An 18,246-nucleotide genomic window follows, 5' to 3' on the forward strand; every position below is an offset into this window, starting at 1 on the left:
CACTCCCGGGCGGAAATCCCCCACCCCCACCTCTCCGCCTCGGTGATCAAGAAGTTCGCGTCACGGGGTACGGCGTGTCGTGACGCGAACCTCTTGATCACCGGGAAAAGCGGGGGTGGGTGCGGGGGTGGGTGATGGTCGGGTCTGATTTCCGCCAGCCGACGGCTTGAGCAGCGGGGCATCATCGGTGGCGTGGAGATGGACTTCGAACGGTGCTACCGGGCGGTGGACAGTCGCGACCAGAGGTTCGACGGCTGGTTCTACACCGGCGTGACGTCGACCGGGATCTACTGCCGGCCATCCTGCCCGGCGATCACGCCGAAGCGGCAGAACGTCCGGTTCTTCCCGTCGGCCGCTGCCGCCCAGGGCGCCGGGCTGCGCGCCTGCCGCCGCTGCCGGCCGGACGCCGCGCCCGGCTCGCCGCAGTGGGACGTCCGCGCCGACGTGGTGGGCCGGGCGATGCGGCTGATCGCCGACGGGGTGGTCGACCGGGACGGCGTACCGGGGCTGGCCGCGCGGCTGGGCTACACCGAACGGCACCTGCACCGGATGCTGCGCGCCGAGATGGGGGCCGGGCCGCTCGCGCTGGCCCGGGCCCAGCGTGCGCAGACCGCGCGGATCCTCATCGAGACGACCGGGCTGGGGATGGCCGAGATCGCGTTCGCCGCCGGCTTCGGCAGCGTGCGGCAGTTCAACGACACGGTCCGCGAGGTGTACGCGAGCGCCCCCTCGGAGCTGCGGACCGCTCGCGGCCGACACCTGGCGGCAATCGGGGCGGGGACGATCACGCTCCGGCTGGCGTACCGTCCGCCGCTGCACGCCCACGCGCTGCTGGACTTCCTCGCGCTGCGCGCGCTGCCAGGTGTCGAGGAGGTACGCGACGGGACGTACCGCCGGGGGTTGCGGTTGCCACACGGCCCCGGCCAGGCGGCCCTGACCCCGGCGGACGGGCACGTGGCGGCGACGCTGCGCCTGGCCGACCTGCGCGACCTCGCGCCGGCGGTGGCCCGCTGCCGGCGTCTGCTCGACCTCGACGCGGACCCGGAGGCGGTCGACGCCACGCTGGCGGCCGACCCGGCCCTGGCCCCGGCGGTGACGGCCGAGCCCGGGATCCGCGTCCCCCGCGCGGTCGACGGTTTCGAAATGGCCGTACGCGCGATAGTGGGCCAACAGGTCTCGGTGCGCTCCGCCCGCACCACCCTGACCCGCCTGCTGGCCACCCGCGTCGATCATGAAGTTGTTGCCACCGACGACGGCGTGTCGCGACAACAACTTCATGATCAACGGGGTGACCTGCGGGGGTTCCTCACGCCGGAGGAGGTTTTGGGGATCTCCGACGGGGAGTTCGGGATGCCGGGGCGGCGGCGGGACGCCATTCGCGGGCTGGCCCGCGCATTGGTGGACGGGTCCGTGGACCTGGCGCCCGGGGGTGACCGTCAGGAGACCAGGCGGCGGCTGCTCGCGCTGCCCGGGATCGGGCCGTGGACCGCCGACTACCTCGCCATACGCGCCCTCGGCGACCCCGACGTCCTCCTCGACAGCGACCTCGCGATCCGCCGCGGCGCGACGGCGCTCGGCCTACCCCACACGACCCTCGACGCGCACGCCGAACGGTGGCGCCCCTGGCGGTCCTACGCCACGATCAGACTCTGGAGAGCCGCATGAGCATCGACAGCACCGTCCTGACCACCCCGACCGGTCCGCTGAGCATCCTCGCCGACCGCGACGGTCAGGTCCTGGCGGCCGGCTTCACCCCCGACCCGGAGGCGCTGCCGCCCCTGATCCACCCGAGTCTGCGAGCGCCGGTACGACCACGCGCCGATCTCGGGCCGACCACCGTGGCCGTTCGGTCCTACCTGGACGGGGATCTCACCGCCATCGACTCGGTGCCGGTACGGCAGCACACCGGCGGCGAGTTCATGGCGTACGCCTGGCAGGTGCTGCGGGACGTGCCGCCGGGCGCGCCGGTCACCTACACGGGGTACGCGGCGCTGGCCGGGCGGCCACCCGCGGTGCGGGCCGCGGCCGCCGCCTGCGCGCGTAACGCCGCGGCGCTCTTCGTGCCCTGCCACCGGGTGCTGCGTACCGACGGGAGCCTCGGTGGCTACCGCTGGGGGCTGGACGTGAAGAAGTGGCTTCTCGGTCATGAGCGGCGGTTGACGGCAAGCTGACAACTACACGGGCACCCAATGACGCTACCGTCGGGTAGTGCCTGTGGAGAGCGACGGCGACCGGGCCGCCCCGGTCGCCGCGGGCCGCCACCCCGTGCACAACCTCTGGCGGCTGCGCCGCTACCTGCGCCCGTACGCCACCGAGTTCGCCTGGTTGCTGGTCGCCGGGCTCGCCGGCACGGCCGCCGGGATCGCCGTACCCCTGGTGGTGCAGCGCGTGGTGGACGGGCCGGTGGCCCGCCACGAGCCCGCGGGCCTGCTCCAACTCGGTGCTCTGGCGCTGCTGCTCGGCGTGGTCGAGGCGGTGCTCATCTTCATCCGTCGGTGGGTGCAGTCGTCCTCGGCGGTGGGCATGGAGGCGGCACTGCGCGCCGACGTCTACGCGCACCTGCAACGGCTGCCGGCCAGTTTCCACGACCGTTGGCAGTCCGGCCAACTGCTCTCCCGGATCACCAGCGACCTGTCGGTGATCCGCCGGTTCCTGTCCTTCGGTGTCTTCTTCCTGGTGCTCAACCTGACCACCTACGTGGTGGTGGTGCTGCTGCTGATCCACCTGCACGCGGCGCTCGGGTTGCTGGTCGCGGCCAGCGCCGTGCCACTGCTGCTGATCACCCGCCGGTTCGGTCGGCACTACCACACCGCGTCCCGGCGGATGCAGGACCAGCAGGGCGACGTGGCGACGCTGGTCGAGGAGACCGCGCAGGGCCTGCGCACCATGAAGGCGTACGGGCGAGGGCCCGAGCTGGCCGCCCGCTTCGCCGACGGGGCCCGGGCGCTGCACGACACCGGCGTGGGCAAGGGCCGGCTGCTGGCGAACACGGCGGCGCTGCTCGACCTGGTGCCCAACCTGACGCTGGGCGTGGTGCTGGTCGCCGGTGCCGCCGCCGCCGCGCGGGGAGTGCTCACGATCGGGGAGCTGGTGGCGTTCGCCAGCCTCCAACTGATGCTCATCTGGCCGGTGCAGTCGCTGGGCTGGATCATCGCCAACGGGCAGGAGGCCGCCACCGCCGCCGACCGGGTCCAGGAGGTGCTGGACACTCCACCGCAGATCGTGGACGCTCCCGACGCGCTCACGCTCAGCCGCGACGCGGTCCAGGGTCGGCTCCGCTTCGAACGGGTCGCCTTCCGCTACCCGGGCGCGGCCACCGGCGTCCTCGACGAGATCGACCTGACCATCGAGCCCGGCGAGACGCTGGCCCTGGTCGGTGCCACCGGCTGCGGCAAGAGCACCCTGCTCTCGCTGGTGCCCCGACTGCACGAGGTGACCGGCGGCCGGATCACCCTCGACGGGCACGACCTGCGCGACCTGCGGCTGGCCTCGCTGCGCCGGCTGGTCGGGGTGGCGTTCGAGGAGCCCACCCTCTTCTCCATGTCGGTGTGGGAGAACCTCACCCTGGGCCGCCCGGACGCCGGCGACGACGAGGTCCGCGCGGCCCTCGCGCTGGCACAGGCCGATTTCGCGTACGACCTGCCGTGGGGCCTGGCCACCCGCGTGGGTGAGCAGGGGTTGTCCCTCTCCGGGGGCCAGCGGCAGCGGTTGGCCCTGGCGCGGGCGGTGCTCGGTCGCCCGGCGCTGCTGGTGCTCGACGACCCGCTGTCCGCCCTTGACGTGCACACCGAAGCGCTGGTGGAGGCGGCGCTACGGCAGGTGCTGCGGGCCAGCACCGCCCTGCTGGTGGTGCACCGACCATCGACGATCGCGCTGGCCGACCGCGTCGCCCTGCTCGACGGTGGACGGATCGCCGCGATCGGCCGGCACTCGGAACTGCTCGCCACCGTGCCCGCCTACCGGGCGCTGCTCGCCGCCGAGCCACCACCCGCGCAACCGGCTCACCCCGGAGCCGCCGAGCCACCACCCGCGCAACCGGCCGCCGCCGTCCACCCAGCCGGAACCGGGCCCGGGGGTGTCGGGCCGCCGGGGCCCGGCGCGTCCACCTCGGACGGCTGGGGCCTGGTGCGCTCGTGACAACCCCGGAGCAGGCCGATCCGTCTCCCGAGGGGGAGCCGGAGCTGGCCCGCTGGCGGGGGACGGCCACCGACCCGGAGGCCGACCGGAGTCGGGCCGAGGAGGACACCCCGGAGGCCGTCGCCCGGCTGCGCCGGCACAGCCGGGCCCTGCTGGCCGACCTGCTGCGCCCGCATCGGGGACGACTCGCCGCCGCCGTCGGTCTGCTGCTCGCGCAGAACGCCGCCGCGATGGCCGGCCCGTACCTGGTCATGATCGGCATCGATCGCGCCATCGCCCCGCTGCGCGCCGGGAACGCCACCCCGCTGGTCGCCGTGGCCGGGGCGTTCGCCGCCGCCGCCGTGACGGAGTACGCGGCCCGCCGAGGCTTCCTGACCCTCTCCGCCCGCATCGGCCAGGCCGTCCTGCTGGACCTGCGACAGCGGGTGTTCGGGCACTTCCTACGACTGTCGGTGGGCTTTCACGAGCGGTACACCTCGGGTCGAATGGTGTCCCGCCTCACCAGCGACCTGGACAGCATCGCCGAGTTGGTCGACGGGGGAATCGACAGCCTGGTGCTCGCCGCGCTGTCGATCCTGTCGGTGGCCGCCATCCTGCTCTGGCTGGACCTGCCACTGGCCGCGGTGACGCTGCTCGCGTTCCCGTTCCTGTTCTGGCTCTCCCGCTGGTTCGCCCGGGCTTCGGCCACCGCCTACCGGCGGACGAGGGAGGCCGTCGCGCTGGTCATCGTGCACTTCGTCGAGTCGATGCGGGGCATCCGGGCGGTGCAGACGTTCCGTCGGGAGCCGCGCAACCAGCGGATCTTCGTGACGCTCGGGGACGACTACCGGCGGGCGAGCCTGCACGCGTTCCGGCTGATCGCCACGTACTCGCCGGCGATCAAGTTGATCGGCAACCTCACGGTCGCGGTCGTGCTCTGTTACGGCGGGTGGCGGGTGCTCGGCGGGCGGACCGAGGTCGGCGTGCTCGCCGCGTTCCTGCTCTACCTGCGACGCTTCTTCGAGCCGATGCAGGAGCTGAGCCAGTTCTACAACTCGTTGCAGTCGGCGACGGCGGCGCTCGAGAAGCTGGCCGGGGTGCTCGACGAACGGCCCGGCGTCGCCGAGCCGGCCCGGCCGGTGCCGCTGCCGCGCGGCCCCGGTCACGGCGAGCTGACCTTCCGGGGCGTCTCGTTCGGCTACCGCGCGAACACCCCCATCCTCGCCGGACTGGACCTGCGGGTGCCGGCCGGGCAGACGGTCGCGCTGATCGGGCCGACCGGCGCGGGCAAGTCGACCATCGCCAAGCTCGTGGCCCGGTTCCACGACCCGGACGCCGGCACGGTCCTGCTGGACGGCATCGACCTGCGCGCGGTGTGCGACGCCGACCTGCGCCGCGCCGTGGTGCTCGTGACGCAGGAGAACCACCTGTTCAGCGGCACGGTGGCGGAGAACATCCGGTTCGGCCGTCCGGGCGCCGACGACGCCGAGGTGCGGGCCGCCGCCCAGGCGATCGGCGCGCACGAGTTCATCGCCGCGTTGCCCGACGGGTACGCCACCCAGGTGCACCGGCGCGGCGGGCGGCTCTCCGCCGGCCAGCGACAACTGGTCGCGTTCGCCCGGGCGTTCCTCGCCGACCCGACCGTGCTGATCCTCGACGAGGCGACGTCGTCGCTGGACGTGCCGACGGAACGGCTGGTGCAACGCGCGCTCGGCACCATCCTGCGGGACCGGACCGCGCTGGTGATCGCACACCGCCTCTCCACAGTGGAGACGGCCGACCGGGTGCTCGTCGTCGACGGCGGGAAGGTCGTCGAGGACGGCCCGCCGGCCGTGCTGGTCGGGTCCGGCGGCCGGTACGCGGCCCTGCACCGGCAGTGGCGCGACTCGCTCGGGTAGGACCGGCGATACGCAACTGCGTGGCTCGGCACCCGGCTGATGCCTACGATCGGCAGATGACCGATACGGCGAGGACCGCCCGCGCCGGCGTTCCCGAGCGTCCCAGTCTGGACGGGCTCGAGGAGCGTTGGGCGCAGCGTTGGCAGGAGGAGGGCACGTACGCGTTCGACCGTTCCCGGGAGCGGAAAGACGTGTACTCCATCGACACCCCGCCGCCGACCGTATCGGGCGAGTTGCACATGGGGCACGTCTTCTCGTACACGCACACCGACACCGTCGCCCGCTACCAGCGGATGCGGGGCAAGGCGGTCTTCTACCCGATCGGCTGGGACGACAACGGGCTGCCCACCGAACGTCGCGTGCAGAACGTGTACGGGGTGCGCTGCGACCCGGCGTTGGCGTACGACCCGGTGTGGCGGCCGCCGGCCACCCCGGTCGACGACGCCGCCCGACGCGACCCGACGCCGATCTCGCGGCGCAACTTCATCGAGCTGTGCGAGCGGCTGACGGTCGCCGACGAGCAGGTCTTCGAGGCCCTCTGGCGGCGGCTCGGGCTCTCGGTGGACTGGTCCCTGACGTACACGACGATCGGCCGGATGGCCCGCGCCACCAGCCAGCGGGCGTTCGTGCGCAACCTGCGCCGGGGTGAGGCGTACCAGGCGGAGGCGCCGACGCTGTGGGACGTCGGCTTCGCCACCGCGGTGGCCCAGGCCGAGCTGGAGGACCGGGAACGTCCCGGCGCGTACCACCGGCTGCGGTTCGCCGGGCCCGGCGGGCGCGAGGTGCTCATCGACACCACCCGGCCGGAGCTCCTGCCGGCCTGCGTCGCGCTGGTCTGCCACCCCGACGACGAGCGGTACGCCGACCTGGTGGGCGCGACCGTGCGCAGCCCGCTGTTCGACGTCGAGGTGCCGGTGCGCGCCCACCCGCTCGCCGATCCCGCGAAGGGCACCGGCATCGCCATGGTCTGCACGTTCGGCGACCTCGCCGATGTGACCTGGTGGCGTGAGCTACAGCTGGACACCCGGGTGGTGATCGGCCGGGACGGCCGTCTGCTGCCGGAGCCGCCGGCCGGGGTGCCCGCGGCGCCGTACGCGGGGCTGGCCGGGCAGACCGTCAACGGCGCCCGCCGGGAGATCGTCGGGATGCTGGCCGACGCGGGTGACCTGATCGGAGAGCCGCGTCCGGTGACCCACCCGGTGAAGTTCTACGAGCGTGGCGACCGGCCACTGGAGATCGTCTCCACGCGCCAGTGGTACCTGCGCAACGGCGGACGGGACGCCGAACTGCGGGCGACGCTGCTGGCCCGGGGCGCGGAGCTGCACTGGGTGCCGGCGCACATGAAACACCGCTACGACAACTGGGTGGGCGGCCTGACCGGCGACTGGCTGGTGAGCCGGCAGCGCTTCTTCGGAGTGCCGGTGCCGGTGTGGTACCGGCTCGACGACACTGGCGAGCCGGACTGGTCCCACCCTCTCACGCCGGACGAGTCGACGCTGCCGGTCGACCCGTCCAGTGACCCGGCGCCCGGTTTCGACGAGTCGCAGCGCGGGCGGCCGGGCGGCTTCATCGGCGACCCGGACGTGCTGGACACCTGGGCGACCTCGTCGTTGACGCCGCAGATCGTCGGCGGCTGGGAGACCGACCCGGAGCTGTTCGCGCAGGTCTTCCCGATGGACCTGCGCCCGCAGGGGCAGGAGATCATCCGAACCTGGCTCTTCGACAGCGTGGTCCGTTCGCACTTCGAGCACGGGGTGCTGCCCTGGCGGGACACCGTGCTGTCGGGCTGGATCCTCGACCCGGACCACAAGAAGATGGCCAAGTCCAAGGGGAACGTGGTCACCCCGCTCGCGCTGCTGGAGCAGCACGGTTCCGACGCGGTGCGCTACTGGGCGGCCAGCGGCAAGCCCGGCATGGACCTGGCCTTCGACCCGGCGCAGATCAAGGTCGGCCGCCGGCTGGCCACCAAACTGCTCAACGCGTCGAAGTTCGCGCTCGGCCTGGGCGCCGCGGACGCGCTGCGCGCCGCCACGACGACCCCGCTCGACCGCGCCATGCTCGCCGAACTGGGCACGGTGGTGAGCGCCGCGAGCACGGCCTTCGACGGGTACGACCACACGGCCGCCCTCCAGGTGACCGAGGCGTTCTTCTGGCGGTTCTGCGACGACTACATCGAGTTGGTCAAGGAACGGGCGTACGGCACCGGAGCGGCGGCCGACTCGGCGCGGGCGGCGCTGGCCTCGGCGCTGTCGGTGCAGTTGCGGCTGTTCGCGCCCGTGCTGCCGTACGTCACCGAGGAGATCTGGTCGTGGTGGCGGTACGGGTCGGTGCACCGCGCGCCCTGGCCCACCACCTACGAGGTGGCCCGCGCGATCGAGGGGACGGGCGAGCCCGCGCTGCTGCGGCTGGCCGGGGACGCGTTGGGCCAGGTGCGGCGGGCCAAGTCGGAGCGGAAACTGTCGATGAAGGCGGAGGTGCCGCTGGCCGAGGCGCTCGGCCCGGCGGCGATGCTGGAGCAGCTCACCCTGGTGGCCGACGACCTGCGGGCGGCGGGCCGGATCGGCAAGCTCGACCTGCTGCCGGACCGCACCCCGGACCTCGTCATCGCCTGCGCCTTCTGACCGGGTCCGCCGCCGCCCCCCCCCCGGGGGCGGCGGCGGACCGGCCGTCACCAGCCGCGCAGGAAGCGCAGGCCGAGCAGGAAGGCCACCACGGAGGGCCCGACCAGCAGGGTGATCGCCTGGAGCCGGTACGGCATCCGGTGCCGGGCCAGCTCAGCCGCGTTGCCCAGCACGATGACCCCGGCGAGCATCATGAACGCGCCCCACCAACCCGTCTCCAGGTGGATCACCCGGGCGTGGAGCAGTTGCAGGGTCACACCGACCAGCGCGCCGGTCAGCGCGAGCAGCGCCACCGCGCGGTGCAGACCACGGGCCAGCGGGTGGCCCGCATGCCAGCCGTACGTGCCGGCCACCGCCAGGCAGGGCAGCACCACCAGCAGTGGCCAGCCCTCACCCATCGCGCCGAACATCAGCAGCGCGCCCACCACGAACGCCAGTGCCCCGACGCAGGCGACGACGTAACCCGCGAAGGCGCGACCACCGCCGCGGGCCAGCAGCGGGCCGCCGCTGGCCGCGATCAGCGCGGCCGGGATCAGGATGAAGCCGGCCCACCAGTGGAACCGGCCGCTGCCCTGGGCGGCCGTCGCGACCGTCGCGGACGCGAGGCCGGCAGCGGCGAGGCTGATCAGCCACGCCCGGCTACGGCGGGAGTACGGGTCAGCCAAGGGTCTGCGCTCCGCTTCGACAGTCACGTCCACCAGCCTCGTGGGTGGGGCCCGCCCGGTCCATCCGGCCAGCCCTACCCGTGGCCGGAGGGCTGGCCGGACTCCGCACGCCTCAGCTCGTCTCGCCGGCCACGCTGAACGAGCGCAGGCGGTCGATCGCCAGCACGGTGAAGCCGACGCTCACCAGCGCGGTCATCACGCCGGCCACCGGCACCGACACGCTGGTCTCCAGCAGCCCGCTGGGGGCGAGCCGGTCGGCGAGCGCGATCACGTACTGCTGGATGGAGAGCACCTTCGTGCCGCTGACGAAGTTGCCCAGCAGCCCCTCCCAGATCAGCACGTAGACGAGGCCGAGCAGCACCGGACGCCGGGTGATGAGGCTGAGCGCGAGGAACAGCGCCGAGTACGCGAGCGCGCCGAACGCGGACGCGGCGGCGAGCGCCAGTCCGAGGCGTACCGAATCGGCAAGCACGCCCGCGACGTAGAGCGGCACCGCGACGGTGGCCGCGGTGACCCCGGTGGCGACCGCGAGCTTCGGCAGCACGATCTGCCAGCGCGGCAGCGGCTTGGTGAGGATGTGCACGACCGTGCCGTCGTCGATCTCGGCGCCCAGCACGCCCGTGCCGATGATCAGGGCCACCACCGGCAGCACCACCGCCAGGCCGAGGCCGACCAGCACCGGCGGGCCCCACTCGCCCGGGTCCACGCCCAGGGACCGGCAGAGGACGGCCAGGCCGAGCAGCACCAGCGGCAGGGGCAGCAGCAGGAGGAACCGCCGCCGGCCGAACAGCCCACGCGCGGTGATCCAGGTAATCGTGGACATGTTCTCAGGCCTCCACCAGGTAGGAGAAGACGCTCTCCAGGGACTCGTCCGACGGCACCAACTGACGCACCCGGATGCCCTGGCGCAGGGCGATCCGGGGCAGCGCCCGGGTGAAGGCGCCGTAGTCGCCGGCGCGCACGGTCAGGCCGGCGCGGTCCAGCTCGACGCCGCTCACCGACGGCTCGGCGATCAGTGCGACGGCCAGCGCCCGGTCGTCGGTGGAGCGCACCGCGAAGACGTGCGGCCGGTTGGTCATGAGCCGGCGGATGGTCCGGAAGTCGCCGGAGGCGGCCAGCCGGCCCGCCACCATCACCTGCACCGTGCCGGAGACCTGTTCGACCTCTTCCAGGATGTGCGAGCTGAACAGGATCGTCCGGCCGGAGTCGCCGAGGGAGTGCAGCAGATCCATCATGTGCAGCCGCTGACGCGGGTCCATCCCGTTGAACGGCTCGTCGAGCAGCAGCACCTGCGGGTCGTGCACCAGCGCCGCGGCCACCCGCGCGCGCTGTCGCATGCCCTTGGAGTACGTGCCGATCCGGCGGTCCTGCGCCGACTCCAACTCCACCAGGTCGATGGCGCGTCGGGCGGCCGCCGCCGGGTCGGCCAGTCGGTGCAGCTTGGCGCTGGCGAGCACGAACTCGTACGCGGTGAGGAAGCTCTGCACCGCCTCCCGCTCGCTGACCAGGCCCAGCCGGCGGTAGACGGCGGGATTCCGCCAGGTCGGCTCGTCGTCGAGGGTCACCGTGCCGCGCGACGGGGCGAGGAATCCGGCCATCATGTGCAGCAGCGTGGTCTTGCCGGCGCCGTTCGGGCCGAGCAGACCGGTCACCCCGGGGCCGAGGATCATGCTGATGTCGTTGACGGCCACCACGTTGCCGTACCACCGGGACACCCCGGTCAGGCTCAGGGTGCTGCTCATCAGGAGGCGACCTTCCGGTAGCGGGCCAGCAGGAGGGTGGTCGCCCCGGCGACCAGCAGCACCGCCACCAGGGCGTAGACCGGGCCGAATCGGCCGATCATCATCTCGCCCGGATCGCCCTCGACCAGCAGGTCACCCAGCGACCAGATGCCGACCCCCTGCACGAGGGTGGAGGGCGAGGCCATGCCGGCCAGTTCGTTGGCCGTGTTCGACGGCAGGATGCTCAGCACGCCCACGATCGGGGTGGTCATCAGGAAGACGGCGACCACCCCACCGGCGGCGAACGCGCGCTTGCCGGTCAGCGACGCGACGAGCAGCCCCACCGAGGCGAAGACCACCGCCCACAGCCCGGCGTAGAGCAGACCGGGGAGCAGGTCGAGCAGCTCGTTCCAGACGCCCTTCAGGCCGTCCTTGGTGGTGAACGCGGCACCCAGGAACATGATCAGTTGCGGTCCACCGAGCAGCAGCCAGAGGCCGGTGACGAGCGCCAGCAGCTTGGCGATCGCGTAGTCGGCGCGCGGCAGTGGGCGGGAGAAGTAGAGCGGCAGCACACCACTGCGCAGGTCGCGGGAGACCAGCTCCGGGGCGGCCACCGCGACGAAGAACAGGACCAGCCAGCTCATCGCGTCGGCGAACTGGGCGTACGTGGCGACCGGCTCACCGAGTTGGCTGCGCACGGCGGCCAGGGCCACCGCGACCAGGGTGACGATGCCGATCACCAACCACGGAAAGATCTTGGCCTTGGCGCTGCGACCGAGCCCGAAGATGGTGCGCAGCCCGTGCAGGTAGAGCGCGCCGAAGACGTGCCGGCGGCCCAGGCGGGGGCCTTCGTAGCGCTGGTAGCCGATGTCGTGGATGACACCGGCCGGCGCGGACCGGACGGCGGATGACGGCTCAGGCATGGGTGAGCTCCCTCGTGGCGAAGAGTTCGGCCACCCGGTGCCGGCGCTGGTCCAGCCGGTGCAGCGGCAGGTCCAGTTCGGCGACCGCGCCGAGGATCAGGTCGTAGGTGCTGTCGTCGGCGAGCGGTACGAGCAGCAGCCGGCCGTCGCGCGCCACCGGCAGGTCGAGCGCGGTGAGTCGGGCCGCCAGCTCCTCGGTGCCCTCGCTGACCTCGACGGCCAGCACGTCGGTGGCCGAGGTCATGGCGGAGATGTGGTCGGCGCGCAGCAGCCGGCCACCGTCGATGGCGATCAGCGTGTCGCAGATCCGCTCCACCTCGCCCAGCAGGTGCGAGCACACCAGCACGGAGATGCCGAACTCGGTGCCGATCCGGTGCACCAACGCCAGCATGGCGTCCCGCCCGGCCGGGTCCAGACCGTTGGTCGGCTCGTCCAGCAACAGCAGGTCGGGGTCGTGCACCAGCGCCTGGGCCAGTTTGACCCGCTGCTTCATGCCGGTGGAGTAGCCGCCCACCGGCCGGTAGCGCTCCTCGTAGAGCCCGACGTGACGCAACGCCTCGGAGGCGCGCTCGCGGGCCACCGTGCGCGGCAGGCCACTGATCCGCCCGAGGTGGGTGACCAACTCGGCGGCGGACAGGTCGGGTGGGAGGCAGTCGTGCTCGGGCATGTAGCCGACGCGGGCGCGGACCGCCGCCGGTTCGGTGGTCGGGTCGATGCCGAGCACCGAGACCTGCCCGCTCGTCGGAGCGATCAGGCCGAGCAGAATCTTGATCAAGGTGGATTTGCCGGCGCCGTTCGCCCCCACCAGGCCGATGATCCCGGGCTCGACGGCGACGGTGAGGTCGGTGAGCGCGGTGACCCGACCTCCGTACGTCTTGGTGAGCGACTGGGTCGCGATCAGTGTCACCAGGCCAGCGTAGGGAGTCGATGCCCCAGGTCGACACCGGCGCGCCCCCGGCGCTCCCCTGATCCTCGCGGCGCCGTACCCCTAGGGTCTGTTTCGTGCGGGCGGTCGGGCCGAGGCGAACGTTTGCGCCGGTCCCGCGCTCACCCAGACCCCGCCGCCGGAAAGTCCGCTCCGGGGTGGCACGATTCACTTCCCGTTCACCGGGCAGTGTTCCGGGGGATATTCGACCGCCGACGCGGGAAGGATCGTGATGGTCGAGGTTGGCGTCCCCAAGGTCAGTGTCGTGGTGCCCGCGTACAACTGCGGCCCGCACATCGAGAAGCTGGTGGCCTCGCTGCTGAGCCAGTCGCTACCAGCCGACGAGTTCGAGGCGATCTTCGTCGACGACGGGTCCACCGATGGCACGGGCGCGCGGCTGGACCGGCTGGCCGCCAAGCACCCGCACATCCAGGTGGTGCACATCGAGAACTCCGGCTGGCCGTCGCGCCCGCGCAACATCGGGATCGAGCGGGCCCGAGGCGAGTACGTGTTCTTCGCCGACGACGACGACTGGTTCGCCGACCAGGCGCTGGAACGGCTCTACGACTGCGCGAAGAAGTACGACGCGGACCTGGTGATCGGGAAGATGGCCGGGCACGGGCGCGGTGTGCCCCGGGAGCTGTTCCGCAAGAACCGCTTCGACGCCACCCTGGAGAACGCGCCGCTGATCGACAGCCTGACCTGCCACAAGCTGTTCCGCCGCGCCTTCCTCGACGAGCACAAGCTGCGGTTCCCGGAGGGCGGTAAGCGGCGGCTCGAGGACCATTCGCTCGTCGTACGCGCCTACTTCGCGTCCCGCCGCACCTGCGTGCTGTCCGACTACACCTGCTACCACCACACCCAGCGGCCCGATGCCAAGAACGTCACCGCGGCCCGGCTGGAGCCGGCGAGCTACTTCGCGAGCGTGCGCGACGCGCTCGACGTCGTCACCGCCCACACCGAGCCGGGGCCGCTGCGCGACCGGTTGCACCGGCGGTGGCTGCGCAACGAAATGCTCAACCGGCTGCGCGGCAAGCGGCTCCTGGACGCTCCCGAGGACTGGGTGGAGCAGGTCGCCGCCGAGGCCCAGAAGATCATCCAGGAGCGGTTCGCCCCCGGGGTCGCGGCTGGCCTGCCGCCGCTGCAACGAGCCGTGGCGTACCTGGTCGAGCGGGGGCGGGTCGCGGACCTGCGGCGGCTGGCCAAGTGGGAGTCGGGCATCGCCGGGAGAGCCAGGATCGACGCCCTGGAGCCGGACGAGCACGCCGTCACCGTGGGCGTGGCCGCCGAGCTGCGCTCCGCGGACCAGCCGATCGGCTTCCGCTCCGACGGCGAACGCGACGTGCTGGTGCTCCCGGTGGACGAGATCCCCTCCGACGTGCTCGACTCCACCGCGCAGGTCCGCAAGGCTCGACTGGACGTGGTCGCCCGCCGCCGGGAGACCGGTGACGAGATCTTCCTGCCGGTGAAGTTCCAGGTCGAGCGGGTCGCCACGCCCGGCGGCGCCGACACCGTCCATCTGGTGCACCGCGCCACCACCACGATCGACTTCCGAGCCCTCAACGGCGGTCGTACGCGGGGTAGCTGGCTCCTCAAGGCACGGATCACCAACGCCGGATGGACCGAGGACGCGCGGCTGCCGCTGCTCTTCATCTGCCCGGCCGACGGCGCGACGCCGAGGATCCGGGACGAGCGGAAGGCTTGGAACTGGCTGCGGTCGGCGGTGGGGCGCCGGGTCCGTCGCTGACCCGACCGCTCAGGTCGTGGAGTGGCGGCCTCGACCGATCGGCGGTCGGCTGCGAAACTGTGTGCCGTCAGCGAGTGGGGGGTGTGGATGAGCAACGGCTGGGTGCTGCCCGACGAGGTGCTCCGGGACGCGCCGGCGTACACGCCGCGTCCCGGTGAGCTCGCGGATCTGGAGCTGCTGCTGACCGGCGCGTACGCCCCCCTGACCGGCTTCATGACCCGTGCCGACCTGGTGTCGGTGAGTCGACGCGGCCGGCTGGCCGACGGCACACCGTGGCAGGTGCCGGTGACCCTGCAGGTGCCGGCCGCGCTGGCACAGGGCTTCGATCCGCGTGATGAGGCCCGCCGGGCGCTGGTGCTGACCGACGCCGAGGGCGCGCCGGCCGCCGCCCTTCAGGTGACGGACGTCTGGCCGGTGCGCGACGGCGTCGCGGGCCTGGGTGGCCCGCTCCGGCGGCTCGGCGACGGCGCCCAGGGCCCGTTTCAGCGGTTGCGACGCAGCCCCGAGGAGGTTCGGGCGCTACTTCCCCCGGGCCGCGTGCTCGGAGTCATCGCCGACCGTCCGCTGCACCGGCCACAGCTGGCCCAGATCGCGCACGCTGCCCGTACCCTGGCCGCCCACCTGCTGGTGATGATCCCGGTCGGCGAGGGCGGTGTCGGTGGGCTCGCACCGGAGGCGCTGGTGCGTACGATCTTCGCCGCCCGCGACCGGATGCCCCCGGCCACCCTGGTTGCCGTGCCGCTGTCGCACCGCCGCGACGAGATCAGCGACGCGCTGCTGCGGGCCCGTGTCTCCGCCGCGTACGGGGTCACCCACCTGCTCTCCACCGGGGAGATGCTCTCCGGGGCGGGCCTGCGGGTGTTGGTGCCGCGCGAGCTGGCGTACGACAACCGGGACGGGCAGTGGCGCTGGCGGGAGGACATTCCGCCACGTAACCGGCGTCTCGCGCTCACCCAGGAGGAGATCGAGGACCTGCTCGACCGCGGCTTCCCCCTGCCCGAGTGGCACACCCCTCCGGCGGTGGCGAAGGAGTTGGCCCGGGCTCGGCCGCCGCGCCGGCACCGGGGGCTCGTGGTGTTCCTGACCGGCCTCTCCGGCTCCGGCAAGTCCACCGTCGCCCGAGGGCTGGCGGACGCGTTGCGGGAGAACGGCGACCGGTCGGTGACCCTCCTCGACGGCGACGTGGTACGCCGCGAACTCTCCGCCGGGTTGAGCTTCAGCAAGACCGACCGGGATCTCAACGTCCGTCGGATCGGGTGGGTGGCGGCCGAGATCGCCCGGCACCACGGCATGGGCATCTGTTGCCCGATCGCCCCGTACGCGGCGGCCCGTGCGACGGCACGGGAGATGGCCCTGGCCGCCGGGGCGGGATTCGTGCTGGTGCACGTCGCGACACCGCTCGAGGTGTGCGAGCAACGGGACCGCAAGGGCCTGTACGCGCGGGCCCGCGCCGGTCTGCTGACCGGGATGACCGGCATCGACGACCCGTACGAGGAGCCGACGGACGCGGACCTGGTGCTGGACACCTCCCGCGTGAGCATCGCGGAGGCGGTGCAGGCCGTACTGGATCACCTGACCGAGACCGGCTGGGTGGAGTTGAAGATCCAGTCAGCCTGACCGTTCGCCCCGCCCCCTTTCCTTCCGCCGGTTCCGGGCACGCGCTAGTGTTCATCTTTGTTGGAACACGTTCGACCGCGTGAGAGTACGTGGACCCTGGGAGGCACGGCGGATGCTCGCACGGCAGCGGCAGTCGGCCATCCTCGATCGGGTCCGTGCCACCGGCGGTGTCCGGGTGAGCGACCTGGCGACCGAGTTCGGCGTCTCCGACATGACCATCCGGCGCGATCTGGAGGCGCTGCACGAGCGCGGCCTGCTGGCCAAGGTGCACGGCGGAGCGACCGCGGCCGGCACCAGCTCGACCGACGAGCCGGGCTTCCACGCCAAGTCCGTCCGGCAACTACCGGAGAAGGCCGCCATCGCGGACCGGGCCGCGGCGCTGGTCCGGCCCGGCGCGGCGGTCGCCCTCTCCGCCGGCACCACCACCGCCGAACTGGCCCGCCGGCTGGTGGAGGTTCCCGGCCTGACCGTGGTGACCAACTCACTGCCGGTAGCCGAGATCCTGCACGCCGGCGGTCGGTCCGACCAGACGGTGGTGCTCACCGGCGGCGTCCGGACGCCGTCGGACGCGCTGGTCGGACCGCTCGCGGTCGGGGCCGTCCGCCGGCTGCACCTCGATCTGCTCTTCCTCGGCGTCCACGGCATCACCGAGCGGGCCGGCTTCACCACCCCGAACCTGATGGAAGCCGAGATCGACCGGGCGCTGGTCGCCGCGGCGGACCAGCTGGTGGTGCTCGCCGACCACACGAAGTGGGGCACGGTCGGCATCTCCTCGATCGTCGAGCTGGCGGCAGCCCATGTACTGGTCAGCGACGAGGCGTTGCCTCCGACCGCGCGACGGGTACTCGGCGAACAGGTGGGCCAACTGATCATGGTTAAGGCGACGAGGGCGGGCCGCGCGACGCGCACGCCGACGAGTGAGGGGACGGCGCCGTGAAGCGCACCGCGATCAACCTGGCCGACGGCCGGGAACTGATCTACTTCGACGAGAACGACGACGCCGTCCGCGACCAGCCGGACCGCCGTGACCTGCCGCCGCCGCCACCCGCGTCGCAACTGCGCTACGACCCGCTGACCGACGAGTGGGTGGCGGTGGCCGTGCACCGGCAGACCCGTACGTTCCTGCCGCCCGCGAACGAGTGCCCGCTCGACCCGTCCGAGGGCGACCGGCTGACCGAGATCCCCGCACCGGACTACGACGTCGTGGTCTTCGAGAACCGGTTCCCCTCGTTGAGCGGCCGGGTCGCCGACGAGCCCGGCGAGATCACCCCGTTCACACCGGTCCGACCGGGCCAGGGGCGGTGTGAGGTGGTCTGCTTCACCTCCGACCACAACGCCTCCTTCGCCAGCCTCCCGCCGCGCCGCGTCCGCACCGTGCTGGACGCGCTCGCCGACCGGACCGAGGTGCTCGGCGAACTGCCCGGGGTGGAGCAGATCTTCTGCTTCGAGAACCGGGGTGTCGAGATCGGCGTCACGCTGCACCACCCGCACGGGCAGATCTACGCGTACCCCTTCGTGACGCCGCGCACCCGGGCGTTGCTGGCCGCGGCCCGCCGGCACGCCGAGCGCACCGGCGGAGGCAACCTGTACGCGGACGTGCTGGCCGCCGAACGCGCGGCCGGCGACCGCGTCGTCACCGAGAACGAGCACTGGACGGCGTTCGTGCCGGCGGCGGCCCGCTGGCCGTTCGAGGTGCACGTCGCACCACGGCGCGTGGTGCCGGACATCCCGGCCCTCGACGACGGCGAGCGGGACGCCTTCGGGCCGCTCTACCTGGATCTGCTGCGCCGCTTCGACGGGCTGTTCGACATGCCGATGCCCTACATCGCGGCATGGCACCAGGCGCCGGTGCGCATCGACCGCGAACTGGGCCACCTGCACCTTCAGCTGTTCAGCATCCGGCGGGCCAAGGACAAGCTGAAGTACCTGGCCGGTTCCGAGTCGGGGATGGGCGTCTTCATCAACGACATCTCCCCCGAACGCGCCGCCGAACTACTACGCGCCGCCTGAAGG

14 protein-coding genes are annotated in these 18,246 nt (G+C 72.7%); 9 read left to right on the forward strand and 5 right to left on the reverse strand.

Annotated features, from left to right (window positions below; translation table 11 throughout):
• The first annotated feature begins 192 nt into the window (after window positions 1-192).
• The 5 genes from ACIBTX_RS19810 to valS are packed head-to-tail and all read left to right on the forward strand — an operon-like array spanning window position 193 to window position 8,635.
• On the forward strand, window positions 193-1,665 hold the full coding sequence (locus ACIBTX_RS19810; RefSeq protein ID WP_396832828.1) for a DNA-3-methyladenine glycosylase 2 family protein: 1,473 nt from the start codon (window positions 193-195) through the stop codon (window positions 1,663-1,665).
• Window positions 1,662-2,171 carry a methylated-DNA--[protein]-cysteine S-methyltransferase gene (locus ACIBTX_RS19815; RefSeq protein WP_357126167.1) on the forward strand — a complete coding sequence of 170 codons (510 nt, stop codon included), beginning with the start codon at window positions 1,662-1,664 and terminating at the stop codon, window positions 2,169-2,171. The genes ACIBTX_RS19810 and ACIBTX_RS19815 overlap by 4 nt, the downstream gene beginning before the upstream one ends.
• Before the next feature lie 37 nt (window positions 2,172-2,208).
• Window positions 2,209-4,137 (forward strand): ABC transporter ATP-binding protein, encoded by a 1,929-nt coding sequence (locus ACIBTX_RS19820; protein WP_357174492.1) that lies wholly within the window; start codon window positions 2,209-2,211, stop codon window positions 4,135-4,137.
• Window positions 4,134-6,014, forward strand: a complete 1,881-nt coding sequence (locus ACIBTX_RS19825; RefSeq protein WP_357126173.1) for an ABC transporter ATP-binding protein — start codon at window positions 4,134-4,136, stop codon at window positions 6,012-6,014. Before ACIBTX_RS19820 ends, ACIBTX_RS19825 begins: the two co-directional genes overlap by 4 nt.
• A gap of 56 nt (window positions 6,015-6,070) precedes the next feature.
• Complete coding sequence (valS, locus tag ACIBTX_RS19830; RefSeq protein ID WP_396832829.1) at window positions 6,071-8,635, forward strand: valine--tRNA ligase; 2,565 nt, start codon at window positions 6,071-6,073, stop codon at window positions 8,633-8,635.
• Window positions 8,636-8,682: 47 nt separating this feature from the next.
• Here valS and ACIBTX_RS19835 read toward each other — a convergent pair whose 3' ends face one another.
• The 5 genes from ACIBTX_RS19835 to ACIBTX_RS19855 all read right to left on the reverse strand — a co-directional run bounded on the left by ACIBTX_RS19835 (window position 8,683) and on the right by ACIBTX_RS19855 (window position 12,851).
• Window positions 8,683-9,327: a hypothetical protein gene (locus ACIBTX_RS19835; RefSeq protein WP_357126179.1), complete on the reverse strand. Its 645-nt coding sequence runs from the start codon at window positions 9,325-9,327 to the stop codon at window positions 8,683-8,685.
• Window positions 9,328-9,412: 85 nt separating this feature from the next.
• Window positions 9,413-10,123, reverse strand: coding sequence for an ABC transporter permease subunit (locus ACIBTX_RS19840; protein WP_357126182.1), 711 nt, complete (start codon window positions 10,121-10,123; stop codon window positions 9,413-9,415).
• A gap of 4 nt (window positions 10,124-10,127) precedes the next feature.
• Window positions 10,128-11,042: an ABC transporter ATP-binding protein gene (locus tag ACIBTX_RS19845; protein ID WP_357126185.1), complete on the reverse strand. Its 915-nt coding sequence runs from the start codon at window positions 11,040-11,042 to the stop codon at window positions 10,128-10,130.
• Window positions 11,042-11,944 (reverse strand): ABC transporter permease, encoded by a 903-nt coding sequence (locus ACIBTX_RS19850; RefSeq protein WP_357126188.1) that lies wholly within the window; start codon window positions 11,942-11,944, stop codon window positions 11,042-11,044. The genes ACIBTX_RS19845 and ACIBTX_RS19850 overlap by 1 nt, the downstream gene beginning before the upstream one ends.
• Entirely contained in the window at window positions 11,937-12,851 is a 915-nt protein-coding gene (locus tag ACIBTX_RS19855) for an ABC transporter ATP-binding protein (protein ID WP_357126191.1), read from the reverse strand. The genes ACIBTX_RS19850 and ACIBTX_RS19855 overlap by 8 nt, the downstream gene beginning before the upstream one ends.
• A 250-nt stretch (window positions 12,852-13,101) precedes the next feature.
• Here ACIBTX_RS19855 and ACIBTX_RS19860 point away from each other — a divergent pair, with 250 nt between their 5' ends.
• From ACIBTX_RS19860 to galT, 4 genes are all read left to right on the forward strand, one after another.
• Window positions 13,102-14,616, forward strand: a complete 1,515-nt coding sequence (locus ACIBTX_RS19860; RefSeq protein ID WP_357174482.1) for a glycosyltransferase — start codon at window positions 13,102-13,104, stop codon at window positions 14,614-14,616.
• An 87-nt stretch (window positions 14,617-14,703) separates the two neighbouring features.
• On the forward strand, window positions 14,704-16,233 hold the full coding sequence (gene cysC / locus ACIBTX_RS19865) for an adenylyl-sulfate kinase (RefSeq protein ID WP_357126197.1): 1,530 nt from the start codon (window positions 14,704-14,706) through the stop codon (window positions 16,231-16,233).
• A gap of 112 nt (window positions 16,234-16,345) precedes the next feature.
• Window positions 16,346-17,170: a DeoR/GlpR family DNA-binding transcription regulator gene (locus ACIBTX_RS19870; protein WP_357126574.1), complete on the forward strand. Its 825-nt coding sequence runs from the start codon at window positions 16,346-16,348 to the stop codon at window positions 17,168-17,170.
• Entirely contained in the window at window positions 17,167-18,243 is a 1,077-nt protein-coding gene (gene galT / locus ACIBTX_RS19875; protein ID WP_357174479.1) for a galactose-1-phosphate uridylyltransferase, read from the forward strand. The genes ACIBTX_RS19870 and galT overlap by 4 nt, the downstream gene beginning before the upstream one ends.
• Window positions 18,244-18,246 lie beyond the last annotated feature (3 nt).

The organism is Micromonospora sp. NPDC049359 (assembly GCF_044466585.1).
Taxonomy (GTDB): Bacteria; Actinomycetota; Actinomycetes; order Mycobacteriales; family Micromonosporaceae; genus Micromonospora.